Below are 16885 nucleotides of genomic sequence, written 5' to 3' on the forward strand. Positions count from 1 at the left end.
GTCAGGCCTCCACTCGCTGCTGCCGGGACAGCACCGGCTGCCGTAGCGGCCGCTGCCGGATGAATGTCGGCCACCAGAACCACGGACCGAGAAGACGCAACAGACACGGCACGACGAACGATCGCACGATCAACGTGTCGAGCAGCAGCCCGATGCACACGGTGGAGCCCACCTGGCCGATGGTTCGTAGATCGCTGATCAACATGGCCAGCATGGTGAACGCGAACACCAGCCCCGCAGAGGTCACCACGCCGCCGGTGCTCCCCAGAGCGCGGATCAGTCCGGTGTTCAGGCCTGCTCCCGATTCCTCCTTGACCCGGGAGATCAGCAGCAGGTTGTAGTCCGAGCCGACCGCCACCAGGATGATGAAGGTCAGCGGCAACACCAGCCAGTGCAGGTGCAGGCCGATCAGGTGCTGCCACACCAGGATTGACAGTCCGAAGGCACCGGCATACGAGAACGCCACGGTGCCGGGGATCACCATGGCCGCGACCAGGCTTCGGGTCAGGTACAGCATGATCAGGAAGATCAGGACGAACGCGGCGATGGCCACGATGAGCAGATCGGACGCGGCGTAGGCCCTGATGTCCTTGTTGTTCGAGCCCGCTCCGCCGATGTAGATCTTGGAGCCCGCCAGTGAGGTCTCCTTGAGCGCCGCCTTGATCGCGTCCGGGAACTGTTCGACATGGTCGATTCCTTCCGGACCCATGGCGTTGCCCTCATGGGTGACGATGAACCGGGCGGCCTTGCCATCGGGCGACATCATCAGTTGCATGCCGGTCTTGACGTCCTCGTTGTCGAACGCCTCTCGGGGGATGTAGAAGAAGTCGTCGCTGCGGGACTTGTCGAAGTCGTTGCCCACGTTGATCAGGTCGTAGTAGGTCTGGTCGGTCTGGGTGGACTGCAGATGCGCCGGACCGTAGTTGTTGGTGATGACGCCCAGCAGCGACCGACTGTCGGCCATCATCCGCTCCAACTGCGAGATCAACTGCGGCATCAGCCGGTCGATGGCCTCGAAAGACGTGACGGCATCGGCGATCTGGGCATCCAGGCTGTCGATCCCGTCGAGCGAGTCGAACAGCGATCGCATCGCCCAACAGGCCGGGATGTCGAAACAGTGTGGCTCCCAATAGAAGTAGTTCTTCAACGGCCGCAGGAAGTCGTCGAGATTGGAGATCCCGGCGTTCATGTCGTCGGTGACCTGTTTGAGGTTTTCCAAAGTGAGCACCGTCGAATGCAGTTCGTCGGCCATCTGCTGGGTCAGCCCGATCACCTTCTGCAGCACCTCGACCGAACGCGCCTGGATCTCGGCCTGCTTGTCGGTGTTCTCGTTCTGCTGCTCGTTGAACGGCAACTGCTGGCCGCTGCCACTGCCCTGGGTGGTGAACAGATAGGGAATCGTGGCGTGCTCCAGCGGGCGGCCCAGCGGCCTGGTGATGCTCTGCACCATGGCGACACCGGGAAGCCGGATCAGGCTCTTGGCCACCCGGTCCAGCGAGATGAAGTCCGCCGAGTTGCGCATGTCGTGGTCGCTCTCGACCATCAACATCTCGCTGAACAACTTGCTTTGCGAGAAGTGCCGATCCGAGGCCTCGAAACCGAGATTGGCTGGGCCGTCTGACGGTTGGTAGGCGCGATCGTCGTAGCTGACCTTGAAGGTGGGCACGAATACCGCACCGATCATCACTACGGCGGTGCTTGCGACGAACACGGGTTTGGGCCAGCGCACGACGCTGGTCGCGATCCGCCGGTACAGATGTCCCTTGGTCATGCGCTTGGGGTCGAACAGACCGAACAGACTGCCGAGTGTGAGAATCGCCGGCGCGAGCGTGAGGGCCGCGGCGATGGTGAACAGCATGCTGATGGCGACTGCCGGCCCCATGGTGTGGAAGTAGTCCAGCCGGGCCAGGCTCAGGCAGTAACACGCGCCGGCGATGGTCAGTCCGGAGCCGATGATGATCGGAGCAACACTGCGATAGGCGGTGTAGAAGGCGTCCTCGCGGCTCTCACCGTCCTGCCTGGCCTCCTGATAGCGCCCCAGCAGAAAAATGCCGTAGTCGGTTCCGGCTCCCAATGTCAGTGCCACCACGATGTTCACCGCGAACGACGACAGCGGGATGATGCCGAAGTGCCCCAGCGTCGCGATGACGCCTTTGGCTACAAGCATTTCGATCAACACGCTGACCAGCGGTACCAGTAGGTTGGGCACCGAGCGGTAGACCACCAGCAGCATGATCACGATGAGGATGATCGTCAGGATGGTGATGTTGTTGAGGCTGGAGTTGGCGATCGTCAGGGTGTCCGAGGCCAGCGGCGCGGCACCGCTGACGTAGACCTTGAGCCCGGGCGGCGGATTGTCGTCGGCGATGATGTCTCGCACCGCGTCGACTGACTCGTTCGCCTGCAACTGCCCGATGTTTCCGGCGAGCCGCAACAGTACGAAAGTCGCTTTGCCATCCACACTTTGGGCACCGGCCGCGGTGATGGGCTTGCCCCACAGATCCATCACGTACTGCACGTGCTCGGAGTCCTGCTTGAGCCGGTTCATCAAATCGTCGTAGTACCGGTGATCGCCATCGTCGAGAGGTCGGTCCGCCTCGAACACCAGCATGGTCAGGCTGGTCGAGGTGGACTCCTGGAACTTCTCTCCGATGCGCAGCATCGCGACCTGTGACGGTGCATAGCTCGGGATCATGGACCCGGCGAGCTCCTCGGCGACCCGTTCGACCTGAGGGATGAAGGTGTTCGTGGTGACGGCCAGAAGCGCCCAGAACACGATGATCGGCACGGCCATGACGCGCACGGATCGCGCCATGAACGGCCGGTTCGCCCGGTGCATGCTCATGCTGACTTCACCCGGCAGGTGACGTCGGCTTCTGAGTGAGTGGACGATTGTTCGTCGCGCACAACACCATTGACCAACATCCGGCAGCCGACCTGACCACCGTTGACCTGTGCCGACATGCTGCCGGACACGACGGTCAGCGTGCTCGTCTCAGTGTGCGACCACGGCAGTTCGGTGAGATCCACCTTGTGCGGATGCCCGTCGATGTCGACGTAACTCACGATCCCGCCGTTGCCGATGGTCCCGAACAACTCATAGGTGAGCTGTTTGGGTGTGAACTGCTCGGGCGCCTGCGCGGCGAGGACCGAAGGCACCGGCCCCGGCTCGGACATCTGATGCACCTTCCAGACGCCGAACCCTCCCACTCCGAGGGCGATGACGGTGACCAGCGGCAGCCAACCGTTTTCCAGGATGGTCAGGCTGGGCGATCGACGTCCGACTCTGTGGAGTTCTCGATCGCCACGCCCGCTCGCGGGTTGTTCGCCGATCATGAGGGAAATCTATATCGCATATATGAACTAACTATCAAGACGTCCGCAGCCCTTTTCAGACATTCACAGCAGGCTGGCAGGTTCGTTGCGGAAGGCAGCAACCGCGCTCAATGCCGATATTTCCATTGCTAAAGGGGTATTTCCCGACGCGCCAAGCTCCCGGACACGGCGAACCAGCGCGCCCCGAACCGACCTCGCGGCCCGCCCATATCCACATTTACTTCCTGTCGATGATATAAATGCGCCGTGACCAGCACTCCCACCGACAGCAGCGTGGAAGCGATCTCGGCGATGCTCGTGGCGAGCGCCGACCTGATGTGGCGGCATCTCGCCGACCGCAAGGGGCTGAGCGCAAGCGCGACGCTGGTTCTGGTGCGCCTCAACCGGGAGGGTCCGATGCGGGTCACCGCACTCGCCGAGGCGGAGGGCGCCAGCCAATCCGGCATGACCCAGCTGGTGCAACGCCTGGAAAGCCAAGGGCTGCTGGAGCGTTGCAACGATCCCGACGATGGCCGCGCGTGCCTGGTAAAGGTCAGCGAGGGCGGCCGGCGCCTGTGGGAGGAACGTGCCGTTGTCCGCAAGCAACGCATCGCCGAGTTGTTGGCCGGATTGCCAGAGGACGACCAGACCACGCTGTGGCTGGCCGCACAGGTCGCGGCCCGGCTGGTCGATCAGATGCGCGAGATCGCCGACTCCCCCGACCTCGCCGACGGATAGGGTGATGACTGAGACCCTCACACGTCGACGATCACACCGGCCCCCATCGCTGCGAACCCCGGAAAGCACGTAGTCCCGGCCCGCACCGGTGCTACGTTGACGCCGATCCCCCAGGAGGCGAACGCAATGGCCATGGAAGGCTCGGTAACCGTGCGGATGGCCGCGCCGGCGGACCGCATCTGGGATCTCATCGCCGACGTGCGCAACACCGGCAAGTTCTCCCCGGAGGTGATGGAGGCCGAGTGGCTGGGTGGGGCGACCGGTCCCGCGCTCGGCGCGCGGTTCCGCGGGCACGTCAAGCGCAACGAGATCGGGCCCGTTTACTGGACGACCTGTGAAGTGACAGCCTGCGACCCCGGCCGCGAATTCGGCTTCACGGTCCTCGTCGGGGACCGGTCGGTCAACAACTGGCACTACCGGTTGGAGCCGGCCGGGTCCGACACCGACGTCACCGAATCGTTCCGGATGACACCGGGAGCGTTCACCACCGTGTTCTCACTGCTCGGTGGGCAACTGCGCACCCGTCGCAATGTTCGCGACATGCGCAAGACGCTGGAACGGATCAAGGCCGTCGTGGAGGCCTCGGGGCAATAGTTCCCCTAGTCGCCGCCGGAGGGTGGCGATGCCATCCGGAATTTAGTTATGCTTAATATTGCTTAGGCATACATACCGGGGGTCGATCATCGGCGCCCGAGCATCTGGAAATCACGCGGTCGGGAGTGATGTGACCAGGTCACTGGTCGTCATCAAGGAGGTCGACATGACTGCGCTCGTGCCCCCACCCCTCGACCTGAGGTCCCTGCAGCCCGCTGAGCCGCTGCCGCGGCGACGCAGGCTCATCCCCCGGTCACGCCGAGGCAAGTCGGCCATCGCGGGTGGATTGGTGGTGCTTCTCGTCGCCGGGCTGCTGGGCGCGACGTACACCACCTCGCCGGGAGGCACCTTGTGGGGCGTTCAGAAGGCGATCTTCCCCGACCACGCGCAAGAGGTTGCCCTGGCAGCCGTCGTCAATGACTTGAAGAAGGCACAGGACATCCTCGGGAGCGGCCAGCAGCCGACACCGGATCAGCTGACCGACGCGCGCACGGCACTCAATCAAGCCAAGCAGGACCTGGACTACCTGGCGCCGTCACCTGAGCGAACCAGTCTGCAGAACCTCTATCTTCAACTGACACAACAACTCCTGCAGTACACACCCGAGTCAGTGCTACAACTCGCGCCGTTGCCCGCGCCACCCGAGGCACCGCCTGCGGCACCGCAGGTGCCTGACGCGGTGCTGACGACCGGGTCCGCGCCGACCTGGGGGTACCCGGGCGCGGCTGGGAACGACTTCATCCCACCGCCGCCCGATGTTCCCCTCGCCCCGGCGGCGGACTGGCCCCAGCCGGTTGATCCGCCGTTGACTCCGAACCTCGGGTACCTGGGTTACTACGACCCGTCCTGGGGGCAGCTCTACGGATACAACTCCTACGACTGGTACAACTACGGCCTCGGTGGCTACAACCGGTACGGCTTCGATTTCCTGGGCTTTGACCGCTGGGGTTATGACCGCTGGGGTTACGACCGCTGGGGCTACGACCGGTGGGGCTACAACTGGGCCGGCTACAACTGGGCGGGTTATGACCGCCATGGCTGGGACCGCAACGGCTGCAACGAATGGGGCCAGCGCCGCGATCACCCGGGTGACCCACGCAGGCAGGACTGGTACGACCGCCATCACCCGTACAAGCAGTACTACCAGTGGAAGTTCCATATCCACGATCCGGTGTACCGCCGCACGCAGTGGAACAAGGCCCACGGTTTCAACCCAGATCGGTACCGCGACTGGAACCGGAACCGGGATTGGCACAATCCGCGCCACCGCGACTGGGCGCGCCTCCCGAACCCAGTGGTCAAGGTGGACATCCGCGTCTCCTCCCCCGTGGTGAACCTCAATGCCTCACTGTCACAGTTCATCTCCGACGACAAGGCGACGGCCACCTCTGGGCCGTTGATGAAGAGCCTCGCCGACAAATCCACCCGCGACTTCACCAGGGAGCTCTCCCCGCGGCGTGCCACCCTCACCGGGCCCCCGCTGGAGTCGGCGCTGCTCAAGCGACCCGACACAGAAACCACGAACCGCGAGACATCAGTGGCACCACCGGCATTGACGGCTCCTGTGCCGTCGACACCGCCGTCGAAAGTGGCACCCGGTTTCAACGCACCCGAACTTGATCCGGTGCCCGCCTACTCACCGCCGACCGCCGACAACCCGCGGGGCAAGCGGCAGCCGCGACCGGACGGCATCTCGCCGGGAACGGACTCCAATCCGTCCTCTGGCGAGACGGCAGTCCCGCCGAAGGCGGACGACCGGGACCATGGCGGGGACCCGTCGTCCGCACCGAAGCCGTCGACAGCCGACGCCCCTGCAGAGGCGCCGCCGTCCGCACCGAAACCGGTTACCCCACCCAGCCCTGAGGCCACATCTCCCCGTGAGGACTCGGCACCTCAGCCGGACAAGCCCGTTCGTGAGGCCCCCGCGCCGCAACCACCCGCGCAGGAGGCGCCGGCCCCCGAGGAGCCGTCCCGGCAGCGCAGCGCACCGGAGACTCCTGCTCCTGAGTCCCCGATCCAGCAGGCGCCGGTCCAACAGGCCCCGGTCCAGCAGGCGCCTCGGCAGGAACCGCCTGCCCGGCAAGAACCACCCTCGTACCAGGCGCCGGTCCAGCAGGCGCCGGTCCGAGAGGCACCGCCTTCACATGAGGCTCCCGTTCGGCAGCGGCCCGAGCGGCAGGCACCGCCCGCACGCGAGGCTCCGCGGTCCGATCCGGGTCCACGTCAGGCGCCCGAACAGCCAAGGACAAAGGCACCCAAGTGTTCGACATTTCCGATGTGTTGAGCATGGGTGTCCGATGAGGACCAGGTGCGATGGCCCCGATTCCACCGATTCACCGTCCGCCAACTAGCATGAATCGTCCCTGTGGGTTTTCGACGCCTGTTTTCCTTCGGCAGGTCCCTCGCCCCCGTAGCTCAGGGGATAGAGCACGGCTCTCCTAAAGCCGGTGTCGCAGGTTCGAATCCTGCCGGGGGCACTTAACTGAAAATCAAATACCCGCAGCTAGCGGGCTATTTAGAAGGTAGCGAGCGCAAGCCGCGTGCTCTGCGCGTGCTTTCAAGCTACCGACACCACGCGGGCAGACCGTTAGCCACAGCTACCCCACCACAGCGCCGGCGGCTCCCCAGGGGGATTCAGTTAATAACAGGATATGCACGTTTCCTACCAATTCGGGTTAGGATATTTCACATGGCCTAGCCCGCCATGGATACGCAACGGTCGCGCAGTGTTTTGAATCAGTGGGTATTCAACCACTTCCACGAATCACTAAAAACCGCAGAACGCACAAAACCGTGTTCCACCTAGAGCGTTGGCTACCACCACAAACCAACGCAAAAGGGTACACAATGACTGAAAAACTGCCATCACTCAAAGAAGCCGCGCAGTACGCAACTACATAGCGCGGGGCAGATTGAAATCTCTGCGGGTTGGGCCAAAGCTGATCAAGTTCCGCAAAGCCGACCTGGACAAGTTTATTGACCGGTGAGTGCTAATCCCGCTCAATGGTAATGAATTCCAACGCTAACATCGCAAGGGCAATGCACGTAATCAGTGTAACCACAACTGCGAGTGATGTGCTGTTGCTTCCGAACCCTTGAACTGCGGAAGAGACACCGATTACGATACCGGCACCCAACCCCATTGCGGCAAGCCCAGATAGCACATCAAAAATGATTTGCTTTCTATCGCGCTCTCGATAAACAGCAGACGGTCTCGTCTGACCATCAAGCCGACCGGAAACCAATAAGCGATCAGATACGCCACCGTCATAAATCAACCGAAGCTCGAACCAATCATGAGCATTGAGCGTTTTTAGTTCCAGTTCGAGTTGGCCCGTTGTTGCATCTCTGTCGAAATGCACAAGGTCCATAGCTGATCCATTCATGAGCTTGGTATCTAGCAACTTGGCCTGTCCTCGTGAAATCGTGAATTTAGTCAGCACGTCGGCCGGTCGAATGACTTGCTTGCCGGTATTCTTCAATCGTACGAATGTAACACGTGGATCAGAAACCGACTCATCGAAATATGTGACTTTCAAGTGATGCGGCCGGTCACTGCCAGAGAATATTGGCGTATCCGACATCACACGGTAATCCAAGTGCTTTGAATCTTTGTCCCTGTGGCGAAGGAATAAGGTGATGCAGGTAGCGAGGATGAACAATCCCACCGCCACAGCAACACCAGGAAACCAAGGGTTGCGCTCAATGAAGCTCTCAGCCATTAACACGGCTCAAACTTAACTGACGCAACCGACAGCCCCCACGCAGACGCGCACAACACAGTGAGGCAACGCCGTTGCCGAACCAAAAACCAACGCGACAGCAAGCCCGCCACCCAAAGCCAGCCACGAACCAACAACGCACGGCGGACACACGTTTGAGTGCAGATGAGCATTGCAACCCCCCGGTGTCGCCTGCGTTTGACCGTTGAACGTTTCACCTGCGTGTTTGGTTCTACCCCGTCAGGTTGCAGGCCTGCCACATGGGGAACCATCTGCAGTTTTACTGACAGGGGATCGTTACAACCATTTGTCCCGCAACGCTTGTTGTTGTTGCGCGTCAAGCTTCTCGATCCGTCTGTTTCGCTCCACCTTGGCACGGTCATATGCTCTGCTCGCGCTTGCGTGGAACACGAAACCTGCCAACGTGGAGACGATTACGGCGGGGGGGGGGATGTGCAACTTGTATTCGAAGAAGAACAGCGTCCAGCTGATATAAAACCCCATCGACGAACAGTAGAAAAGGATCGTATAGCGTCTGGCCGATTTGCTTGACGGGCTCAGTTCTAGTTCAAGGTCTGAGAGTTCCCGAAATATCAAGCGCTGCACAGTGTGTAGTGGATCGTCAATGGTCTGAGAATTCTGTATCTCTACGAGATTTTTTAGACGCTCCACTCGCTTGTTTAGCGTATTGCTTACCGCAAAGTACCCCGCAATGACGGCAGCAAGTACCGGGACCGTACCTAACGCGATCTTGAGCCAGATTGGGTCTCCCGTCATGTTGGGGATTTTCCCATTCTGCTCGTTCGCGCTGGACAGACACGCCGCTACGCAGATTCGGCCAACTCTGACATGCGCTGCGCTAAAAGCGTCCGACGTTCATCCGTGGCCGCTGTGTACTGCATTGCCATGTGTGGAGTCGAATGGCCTAGGAACGCTTGGACCTCTGCCGCACTTGCACCCACGTGAGACAGCATCGTTGCACCAAAATGACGCAGGTCGTGCAGATGGACACCAGGACGATTCATTGGCTAGCCAACCTTCGGCATTCATCTTGCTATCGAACGTGCCGTCAGCCTTATGGCGCATGTTGTCCCTGCCGACATAGGACGCTTGATACTTCCCGCGTGGCAGCTTGCGCACCGTCCAACCACGGTGGCCCTTTTTGGTCCCTTTGTACTTGGGGTTGCGCGGCTTGGTTGCAACGTCCGATTGCTCATGTGCGTCTAAATCTTGGACGCTGCTTAGTTCCAACACGTTTCGGTTCCTCTGATTCAAGATGTGAAATTGGTTCCTGACATACTGCGCGCGAACCTGCGGATTAACTACCCGCGTGCTCTTAACGTGCTTTCCATCGCTATCAGCAAGGGTGCTCAGTTGCGCGTGTTGGTACGAAACCAGAGTGCCGTAATCGACGGTGCAGCAACGTAATTGCAGGTCACTCGGCTAGTTGGTGCGGCCCGCATCTGTCAGGTTCGAATCCTGCCGGGGGCACTCAGCTCGTGTATGACCTCGGATGAGGTTTCGTGACTCCCCGATCTTGTCGGCAGACCCCAGTAGCGTCATCGGCAGATCGACATCAGGGGGATATGGGTGAACCGCACGGTGCAGTACTGGCGGCTTTTGCAGCCGGACGGCACGCCGCTACCAGGTGAGTTCCCGGCCGAGCAGGTGGTGGGCCGGCTCAGCCAGGCCGAGGCCGACCGTCTCAACCGCTACCGCCGCTGCCCGGACGGCATGTTGCTCATCGCGCACGGCACACACGACGACCGGATGCTGATCCTCGACAAGGTGCGACGGGAGAATCTGCCCAGCATCGGCAGCGCGGCGGGCGCCCGGCGCGCGATCGGCCTGACTCCGGACGAAGGTCTGCTGGAACCGACGTATTGCCTGTTCGGTGAGCGCAACATCGTTGCCATGCTGACAAGCGGTGACGGACCGCGGGCCCGGCGCCTGGTCGACTATCTGGAGTACAAGCTCGGAATCGAGGTCGGTATCGAGCCGGTCCTCACCCAGAACCTCGATCAGGCGCTCGATGAGATGAGCGTGTCCAGGGTCGACGTGGCGATCCCGGCCAATCGCATCAACCGGGACCTCGTCGGCGGTGATTGGGTCCAGGCACTCGACGGGGCGCGTGCGCTGGCCCTCGACGGCGTCGTCCGGATCGGGATCTCGGTCGGCCGCCGTGGCACCGGAGCGCAGAAGGACGCGATCCGCCGTCGGCTGCGCGAGCTGGTCGACCACCTGCGCGGTTCCGGCGCACTGTCGGAGTTCGAGAGTGCGCGCGTCGTCGGATCGGTCAGCGGCACCCAGCAGTCCGTCGACCTGCTGGAGGACAGGTTCGTCGAGCGCACCGTGGTCGACGCCGACCGGTTGAACGATCCGGTGCGATCGACTGCATATGCGCGAGAGCTGTTGCGGCAGTCGCTGTCTCGTAATCGCGAGTATCTGTTGTCGGCCGTCCCGGAGGTTGCCGGCGAAGCGGTGAGATATCCCGACACATTGATCGAAGTACCAGAAGATGAACACGAATAAGCGGCCGGTGGTGCAGTTCAGCTTCTGGGAGAAGCTGCAGCACAACTGGGTTCGTCACCAGTGGGCGGACTGGTTGCTCGCGCTGATCGTCGTCGGCGGGTGGCTGGCATTGGGCCGGGCCGGTTGGTTACCGTGGGCCCTGACGGAGGTTCCGCACGATGTCCGCCGCACCGCATTCCAGGTGGTGGCGACGGTGGCCGCCACGATGGGCGGGTTCACGCTGACCAGCATCTCCATCTTGGTCAATCTGCTGCGCACACCGATGACCACGGTGGACAAGCTCTTACCCGCCGATGACAAACGCCGGGTGGGCACGGCATTCGTCTCGGCGTTGCCCACCCTGTTCGCCTTGTTCACCGCCGCGCTCGTCGGGCTGACGACCGATGCCAATGTCGATGCCGGCTACTGGTGGATACAGGCGACGATCGCCGTGGCGGCGATCGCGGCCGTGGCGTCACTCGCGCGGGTCGTGTGGATCCTGCGGCGTCTGCTCACCCTGTCCACGGATTGATAACGGTCAGTTCCCGACGAGGGGTCGACCGCTGGCCTGCCAGGCTTTCATCCCACCCTTGAGTTCGACCACATCGGTGTAGCCCAACGACTTCAGCGTCTCGGCGGCAGTCGCGCTCATGGGCCCGCTCCGGCAGTAGATCGCGATCGGGGCGCCCCGATCGGTGGGCAGCCGGTTGGAATGTTCGGCGACCCGGTCGAAGGGAATCGACAGGTCGGTGCCGGGGATGTCGCCTTCGAACGGCACGTGGACGTTGACGGTCAATGTGTCGGATTGCCCTATGGCAGTGGCGAAATCGTCAGGGCCGAGCAGCCGGTGGGGCGCAGTTCCGACCGTGGAGGACCCGGCGGAGCCGGCCGGAGACGGGCCTGCCGACACGCCGCATGACGCCAGCGACACCGAGGCAACGACCGCCGATGCCGCCACGCACATTCGCTTCAGCATGCCGACAGCCATACCCCTAGGGGGTACTTGCACACCAGGCTTCGGCGGTGCTACGGTCGCCGTGTCCATACCCCCCAGGGGTATCCAACAGAAGGAGCGGGATCGATGACAACTTCGTCGACGCAGGTCGATTGGCATTTGCGCGGAGAGTGGTTCGACGTGTGCAGCTGTAAGCTGCCCTGCCCGTGCAGCTTCGCCCAGGAGCCGACACACGGAGATTGCTTGTTCACCCTGGTGTGGCACGTCCGCGAAGGACACTACGGCGACACCGATTTGACGGGCCTCAGCGTGATCGCGCTCGGCGAGTTCGCCGGCAACATGTGGATCGGCGACCCGAACGCGACGATGAAGTTGATGTTCTACATCGACGAAAAGGGCGACGCAGCCCAGCGGGATGCACTCGAGCGCATCTTCACTGGCAAGGAGGGCGGCTGGCCCGCCGAATTCGGCAGCCTGATCGAGGAACTGCGCGGCATCGAATACGCCCCCATCAGTTTCGAGGCCGCCGATGACCTTGCCTACTGGCGCGCCGAGATTCCGGGCAAGGTCGATTTGAAGGTGGAGGCACTGACCGGTCCGACATCCGACCCGAATCGCCGGGTTACCACGACCAATGCCCCGGGCGCAGAGGTCGGACCGGGACAGGTCGCGACGTGGGGAGTGGTCAAGGAGGACCACTCCGTGGGGTTCGACTGGTCACACGAGCACCGCGGCGGATCGAGTAAGCACTTCCCGTTCGACTGGCGCCCCGGGACCGAGAACGCCGGTCCCGGTGAGTCCAGCGAGCAAGCCCAGTCGTCGTCCTGCACCTGCGGCTGCTGAGCCGGTCCGCGAAAGCCGGGCGGAGGCACCGCAGCCTCCGCCCGGCCCCGGATCGCAACGCTCAGTTCAGGCCGTTCGACAGGATCATCGACTCGCCGGTCTGCAGCCGGCCGCGGTCCGAAACCAGGTACAGCACGGCCTCGGCGACATCCTGCGGCTCAAGCAGCCCCGGCCGCGGTCGCCCCTGGGCGAACATCTCCTGGACGTCGTCGAGGCCCGGGTTCTCCAGGTCCGGCCGGATCACCTTGTAGGTGGCCGGGTTGTGGATCATCGGCGTGTTCACTCCGGACGGCAGCACCGCGTTGACCGTGATGCCGTACTCGGCGACTTCGAAGGCCACCGATTTCACCAGGGCCACCACCCCCGCTTTGGCCGCCGCATAGTGCCCCGAGTTGGTCGCGCCGGTGCCCGCGACGATCGACGAGGTTGCGACGATCCGCCCGGACCGCCGCTCGATCAGATGGGGCAAGACCGCCCGGAATGTGTTGAACACCCCGGTGAGGTTGATGTCGATCATGGTCTGCCACCGCTGCACCGACATCGTCGCGATCGGCTCGCTGCTGGCGATCCCGGCATTGGCGATCACCACGTCGATGCCCCCGAACTGGGCGACGGCGGTATCCACCACCGCCTGCATGGCAGCCAGGTCGCGGACGTCGGCGGTCACCGCCGAACAGCGCCGACCGAGCGCGGACACCTCCGCCACGGTCTGCTCCAGATCGGCCGGCGTAGGCATCGGGTAGTCGACCGATTCGACCGGCGCCGCGAGGTCACACACGACGATGTCGGCGCCTTCGCCCGCCAGTGTCGTGGCGTGCGCGCGGCCCTGCCCGCGCGCTCCTCCGGTCACCAGTGCCGTCTTGCCGTCGAGCGCTCCCATGCACTTTCCTCCACTAGTTCGGTCCTTGGAATGCTGACCGGCGCCGACGGCAAAATTCGTCGACGCCGTCGGCTGCCCCATCCGCCCCACGGGCAACGCGGCCTGGCTGGCAACACTCCGAGAAGCCACAACACGTCCCTATTTGCCTTGGCAAATGAATTCAATGGCCTGACCGGGAGGAGCTCCCGGAGAGCAAATTGGCTGTACTGCGTGGCCCCAGGCGATTCCCAGGAACATGATGAGATGCACTAATGTTATCTACAGACGGGGGTCTTGAGCTCGTACACAGCTAACAAACCCGGAGGCGAGAAAGATGCGTTCGAAACTGAAGAAGGTCGCGGCAATCGGGCTGGGCACGCTGGCGGTACCGGTCGGTGTGGCAGTCGCAGCAGCCGCTCCGGCATCGGCCGGTCCTGAGATCTGCGCGACCGGACCGTACGGGTACGTGCAGGCGTGCGTGGAAGGTCCCGGCTGGGGCCGCTGGAACGGCTGGGACAACGGCTGGCACGGCCGCGGCCATGGACACGGACACGGCGGCTGGGACGACTGAGTCGGCATGACCACGGGTAACGCCGTGGCGTGAATTCGAGAACGGATTCCGCCACGGCGTTATTTTTTTCCTCTCGAGTCACTCTCTTAGTTGTAGTAGCGTCGCAGCCATGGAGGACGTCTGGATTCTCGGCGGATACCAGAGCGATTTCGCGCGCAATCTGACCCGCGAGCAGATCGACTTCGCCGGGCTCACCCGCGAAGTCGTCGACCACACCTTGGACCGCGCCGGCATCGACGCCACCGGCATCGGCGTCGTCCACGTCGCCAACGCCTTCGGCGAGCTGTTCGCCGGTCAGGCCCACCTGGGTGCCATGCCCGCCACCGTGCACCCCGACCTGTGGGGCACCCCGGCTTCCCGCCACGAGGCCGCGTGCGCGTCGGGCAGCATCGCGGTCCTCGCGGCCATCGCCGAGCTGCGCTCCGGCGCCTACGACAGCGCCCTGGTACTCGGGGTGGAGTTGGAGAAGACCGTGCCCGGAGACGTCGCCGCCGCGCACCTCGGCGCAGCCGCCTGGACCGGCCACGAAGCCGACGACGCCAAGTTCGTCTGGCCATCGATGTTCTCCGAAGTGGCCGAGGCGTACGACCGGCGCTACGGCCTGGACCCCGAGCACCTCCGGGCCATCGCGGCGCTGAACTTCCGCAACGCGCGAGCCAACCCCAACGCGCAGACCCGCGCCTGGACGGTGCCCGATCCCATCGGGGACGACGGCGCGAACAATCCGGTGGTCGAAGGCCGGCTCCGCCGGTGGGACTGCAGCCAGATGACCGACGGCGGGGCGGGCCTGGTGCTCGTCAGCGATTCCTATCTGCGCGCACACCCGCGCACCCGCCCGATAGCCCGCATCGACGGCTGGGGCCACCGCACTGTCGGCCTCGGCCTGCGTCAGAAACTCGACCACAGCGCCGCGGATCCATACCTGCTGCCACACGTCCGGCACGCCGTGCTGGACGCATTCGGCCGCGCCGGGGTGAGCCTCGAGGACCTCGACGGGTTCGAGGTCCACGACTGCTTCACCCCGAGCGAGTACCTGGCCATCGACCACATCGGGCTGACCGGTCCCGGCGAATCCTGGAAGGCCATCGAGAACGGCGAGATCGAGATCGGCGGGCTACTGCCGATCAACCCGAGTGGCGGGCTGATCGGCGGCGGACATCCAGTCGGCGCATCCGGCGTGCGGATGCTGCTCGACGCCGCCAAACAGGTCAGCGCCACCGCCGGGCCCTACCAGGTGGAGAACGCAAAGACCTTCGGCACCTTGAACTTCGGCGGCAGCACCGCGACCACCGTCAGCTTCGTCGTGAGAGGAATCAGCGCGTGAACATCGAAGTGGTGACCAAATTCCTGTCCACCCTGCCCGAGGACGACACACATCCCTACCGCACCGGGGCATGGCGCCCGCAGACCACCGAATTCGACGCCGAGGACCTGCTGGTCGTCGACGGTGAGATCCCGCCGGACCTCGACGGGGTCTATCTGCGCAACACCGAAAACCCGCTGCACCCGGCATTTCAGACCTACCACCCGTTCGACGGGGACGGAATGTTGCACATCGTCGGCTTCCGTGACGGAAAAGCGTTCTACCGCAACAGGTTCATCCGCACCGACGGCTTCCTGGCCGAAAACGAGGCAGGCGGGCCGCTGTGGCCCGGGATCGCCGAGCCCGTCGAACTGGCCAAGCGCGACCACGGCTGGGGTGCCCGCACCCTGATGAAGGACGCCTCCAGCACGGACGTGACGGTGCACCGCGGGGTGGCACTGACCAGCTTCTACCAGTGCGGCGACCTGTACCGCGTCGACCCGTACACCGGTGCCAGCCTGGGCAAGGAGGACTGGGGCGGGACCTTCCCCGCCGAATGGGGCGTGTCGGCGCACCCCAAGGCCGACGACGCCACCGGCGAACTGCTGTTCTTCAACTACGGCAAGCAGGCGCCGTACATGCACTACGGCGTGGTGGATGCCGACAACGAGCTGGTGCACTACGTCGACGTGGAACTGCCCGGGCCCAGGCTGCCCCACGATATGGCGTTCACCGAGAACTACGTGATCCTCAACGACTTTCCGTTGTTCTGGGACGCCGAGTTCCTCAAGAAGAACGTGCATCTGCCGAAATTGCACCGCGACATGCCATCCCGGTTCGCAGTCCTCCCCCGCCGCGGCGCCACCGGCGACGTCCGGTGGTTCGAGGCCGACACCACCTACGTCCTGCATTTCACCAATGCCTACGAGGACGGCGACGAGATCGTGCTCGACGGATTCTTCCAGGGCAATGCGGCACCGGCCCTGGCGCTCGACAAAATGCAGACCCGGCTGCACCGCTGGCGGTTCAACCTCGTCACCGGGCAGACCCGCGAGGAGCAATTGTCGGACAGCATCACCGAATTCGGCATGATCAACCCCGGGCACGCCGGCCGCGACTACCGCTACGCCTATGCCGCCACGGGCAAGCCCGGCTGGTTCCTGTTCGACGGACTCGTCCGCCACGACCTGCACACCGGATCTGAGCAGCGCTACACCTTCGACGACGGGGTGTTCGGCAGTGAGACCGCGATGGCGCCGCGTACGGGCAGCACCGCAGAGGACGACGGTTATCTGGTCACCATCACCACAGACATGAACGACGACGCTTCCTACTGCCTGGTCTTCGACGCAGCCAGGGTCACCGACGGACCGGTGTGCAAACTGGCTCTGCCGGAACGGGTTTCCAGCGGAACGCACTCCACCTGGGCGCCCGGTGACCAGCTGCGCCGATGGCTGGTGCGTGACTGACGCAC

16 protein-coding genes and 1 tRNA gene are annotated in these 16885 nt (G+C 63.5%); 10 read left to right on the forward strand and 7 right to left on the reverse strand.

Annotation, left to right across the window (positions count from 1 at the left end; genetic code table 11):
- Position 1: 1 nt before the first annotated feature.
- Positions 2–2845, reverse strand: a complete 2844-nt coding sequence (locus BN2156_RS27555; protein ID WP_162490986.1) for an MMPL/RND family transporter — start codon at positions 2843–2845, stop codon at positions 2–4.
- Complete coding sequence (locus BN2156_RS27560; protein WP_090518118.1) at positions 2842–3336, reverse strand: MmpS family transport accessory protein; 495 nt, start codon at positions 3334–3336, stop codon at positions 2842–2844. Before BN2156_RS27560 ends, BN2156_RS27555 begins: the two co-directional genes overlap by 4 nt.
- 246 nt (positions 3337–3582) lie before the next feature.
- Between BN2156_RS27560 and BN2156_RS27565 the strand changes: the two genes are divergently transcribed.
- The 4 genes from BN2156_RS27565 to BN2156_RS27580 all read left to right on the forward strand — a co-directional run bounded on the left by BN2156_RS27565 (position 3583) and on the right by BN2156_RS27580 (position 7124).
- Positions 3583–4053 (forward strand): MarR family winged helix-turn-helix transcriptional regulator, encoded by a 471-nt coding sequence (locus BN2156_RS27565; protein ID WP_090518119.1) that lies wholly within the window; start codon positions 3583–3585, stop codon positions 4051–4053.
- Between the two features lie 132 nt (positions 4054–4185).
- The gene (locus tag BN2156_RS27570) at positions 4186–4647 is read left to right on the forward strand and encodes an SRPBCC family protein (protein ID WP_090518609.1); all 462 of its coding nucleotides are present in this window, start codon (positions 4186–4188) and stop codon (positions 4645–4647) included.
- Between the two features lie 166 nt (positions 4648–4813).
- On the forward strand, positions 4814–6931 hold the full coding sequence (locus BN2156_RS30770; protein ID WP_159402870.1) for an FIVAR domain-containing protein: 2118 nt from the start codon (positions 4814–4816) through the stop codon (positions 6929–6931).
- A 120-nt stretch (positions 6932–7051) separates the two neighbouring features.
- A tRNA-Arg gene (locus BN2156_RS27580) sits at positions 7052–7124 on the forward strand.
- A gap of 513 nt (positions 7125–7637) precedes the next feature.
- Here BN2156_RS27580 and BN2156_RS30620 read toward each other — a convergent pair.
- The 3 genes from BN2156_RS30620 to BN2156_RS31560 all read right to left on the reverse strand — a co-directional run bounded on the left by BN2156_RS30620 (position 7638) and on the right by BN2156_RS31560 (position 9394).
- Positions 7638–8369, reverse strand: a complete 732-nt coding sequence (locus tag BN2156_RS30620; protein ID WP_131725215.1) for a hypothetical protein — start codon at positions 8367–8369, stop codon at positions 7638–7640.
- Positions 8370–8666: 297 nt separating this feature from the next.
- Complete coding sequence (locus BN2156_RS30625) at positions 8667–9146, reverse strand: hypothetical protein (RefSeq protein WP_131725216.1); 480 nt, start codon at positions 9144–9146, stop codon at positions 8667–8669.
- 47 nt (positions 9147–9193) lie between these two features.
- Positions 9194–9394: a site-specific integrase gene (locus BN2156_RS31560; protein ID WP_090518122.1), complete on the reverse strand. Its 201-nt coding sequence runs from the start codon at positions 9392–9394 to the stop codon at positions 9194–9196.
- A gap of 565 nt (positions 9395–9959) precedes the next feature.
- Between BN2156_RS31560 and BN2156_RS27595 the strand changes: the two genes are divergently transcribed.
- Together BN2156_RS27595 and BN2156_RS27600 are read left to right on the forward strand one after the other, a co-directional pair.
- Positions 9960–10901, forward strand: coding sequence for an oxidoreductase (locus BN2156_RS27595; protein ID WP_090518123.1), 942 nt, complete (start codon positions 9960–9962; stop codon positions 10899–10901).
- On the forward strand, positions 10888–11412 hold the full coding sequence (locus tag BN2156_RS27600; RefSeq protein ID WP_090518124.1) for a hypothetical protein: 525 nt from the start codon (positions 10888–10890) through the stop codon (positions 11410–11412). Before BN2156_RS27595 ends, BN2156_RS27600 begins: the two co-directional genes overlap by 14 nt.
- 6 nt (positions 11413–11418) lie before the next feature.
- On the opposite strand, the gene BN2156_RS27605 is transcribed toward BN2156_RS27600, so the two are convergent.
- Complete coding sequence (locus tag BN2156_RS27605) at positions 11419–11856, reverse strand: rhodanese-like domain-containing protein (protein ID WP_090518610.1); 438 nt, start codon at positions 11854–11856, stop codon at positions 11419–11421.
- 105 nt (positions 11857–11961) lie between these two features.
- Between BN2156_RS27605 and BN2156_RS27610 the strand changes: the two genes are divergently transcribed.
- Positions 11962–12678 (forward strand): DUF1326 domain-containing protein, encoded by a 717-nt coding sequence (locus BN2156_RS27610; RefSeq protein ID WP_090518125.1) that lies wholly within the window; start codon positions 11962–11964, stop codon positions 12676–12678.
- 61 nt (positions 12679–12739) lie between these two features.
- On the opposite strand, the gene BN2156_RS27615 is transcribed toward BN2156_RS27610, so the two are convergent.
- On the reverse strand, positions 12740–13558 hold the full coding sequence (locus BN2156_RS27615) for a mycofactocin-coupled SDR family oxidoreductase (RefSeq protein ID WP_090518126.1): 819 nt from the start codon (positions 13556–13558) through the stop codon (positions 12740–12742).
- Positions 13559–13871: 313 nt separating this feature from the next.
- Here BN2156_RS27615 and BN2156_RS27620 point away from each other — a divergent pair, with 313 nt between their 5' ends.
- The 3 genes from BN2156_RS27620 to BN2156_RS27630 all read left to right on the forward strand — a co-directional run bounded on the left by BN2156_RS27620 (position 13872) and on the right by BN2156_RS27630 (position 16880).
- Complete coding sequence (locus BN2156_RS27620) at positions 13872–14108, forward strand: hypothetical protein (RefSeq protein ID WP_090518127.1); 237 nt, start codon at positions 13872–13874, stop codon at positions 14106–14108.
- 109 nt (positions 14109–14217) lie between these two features.
- Positions 14218–15432 carry an acetyl-CoA acetyltransferase gene (locus BN2156_RS27625; RefSeq protein ID WP_090518128.1) on the forward strand — a complete coding sequence of 405 codons (1215 nt, stop codon included), beginning with the start codon at positions 14218–14220 and terminating at the stop codon, positions 15430–15432.
- Positions 15429–16880: a carotenoid oxygenase family protein gene (locus BN2156_RS27630; protein ID WP_090518129.1), complete on the forward strand. Its 1452-nt coding sequence runs from the start codon at positions 15429–15431 to the stop codon at positions 16878–16880. The genes BN2156_RS27625 and BN2156_RS27630 overlap by 4 nt, the downstream gene beginning before the upstream one ends.
- The last annotated feature ends 5 nt before the right edge of the window (positions 16881–16885 follow it).

It is taken from the genome of Mycolicibacterium neworleansense, assembly GCF_001245615.1.
In the GTDB taxonomy this organism is placed as follows: domain Bacteria; phylum Actinomycetota; class Actinomycetes; order Mycobacteriales; family Mycobacteriaceae; genus Mycobacterium; species Mycobacterium neworleansense.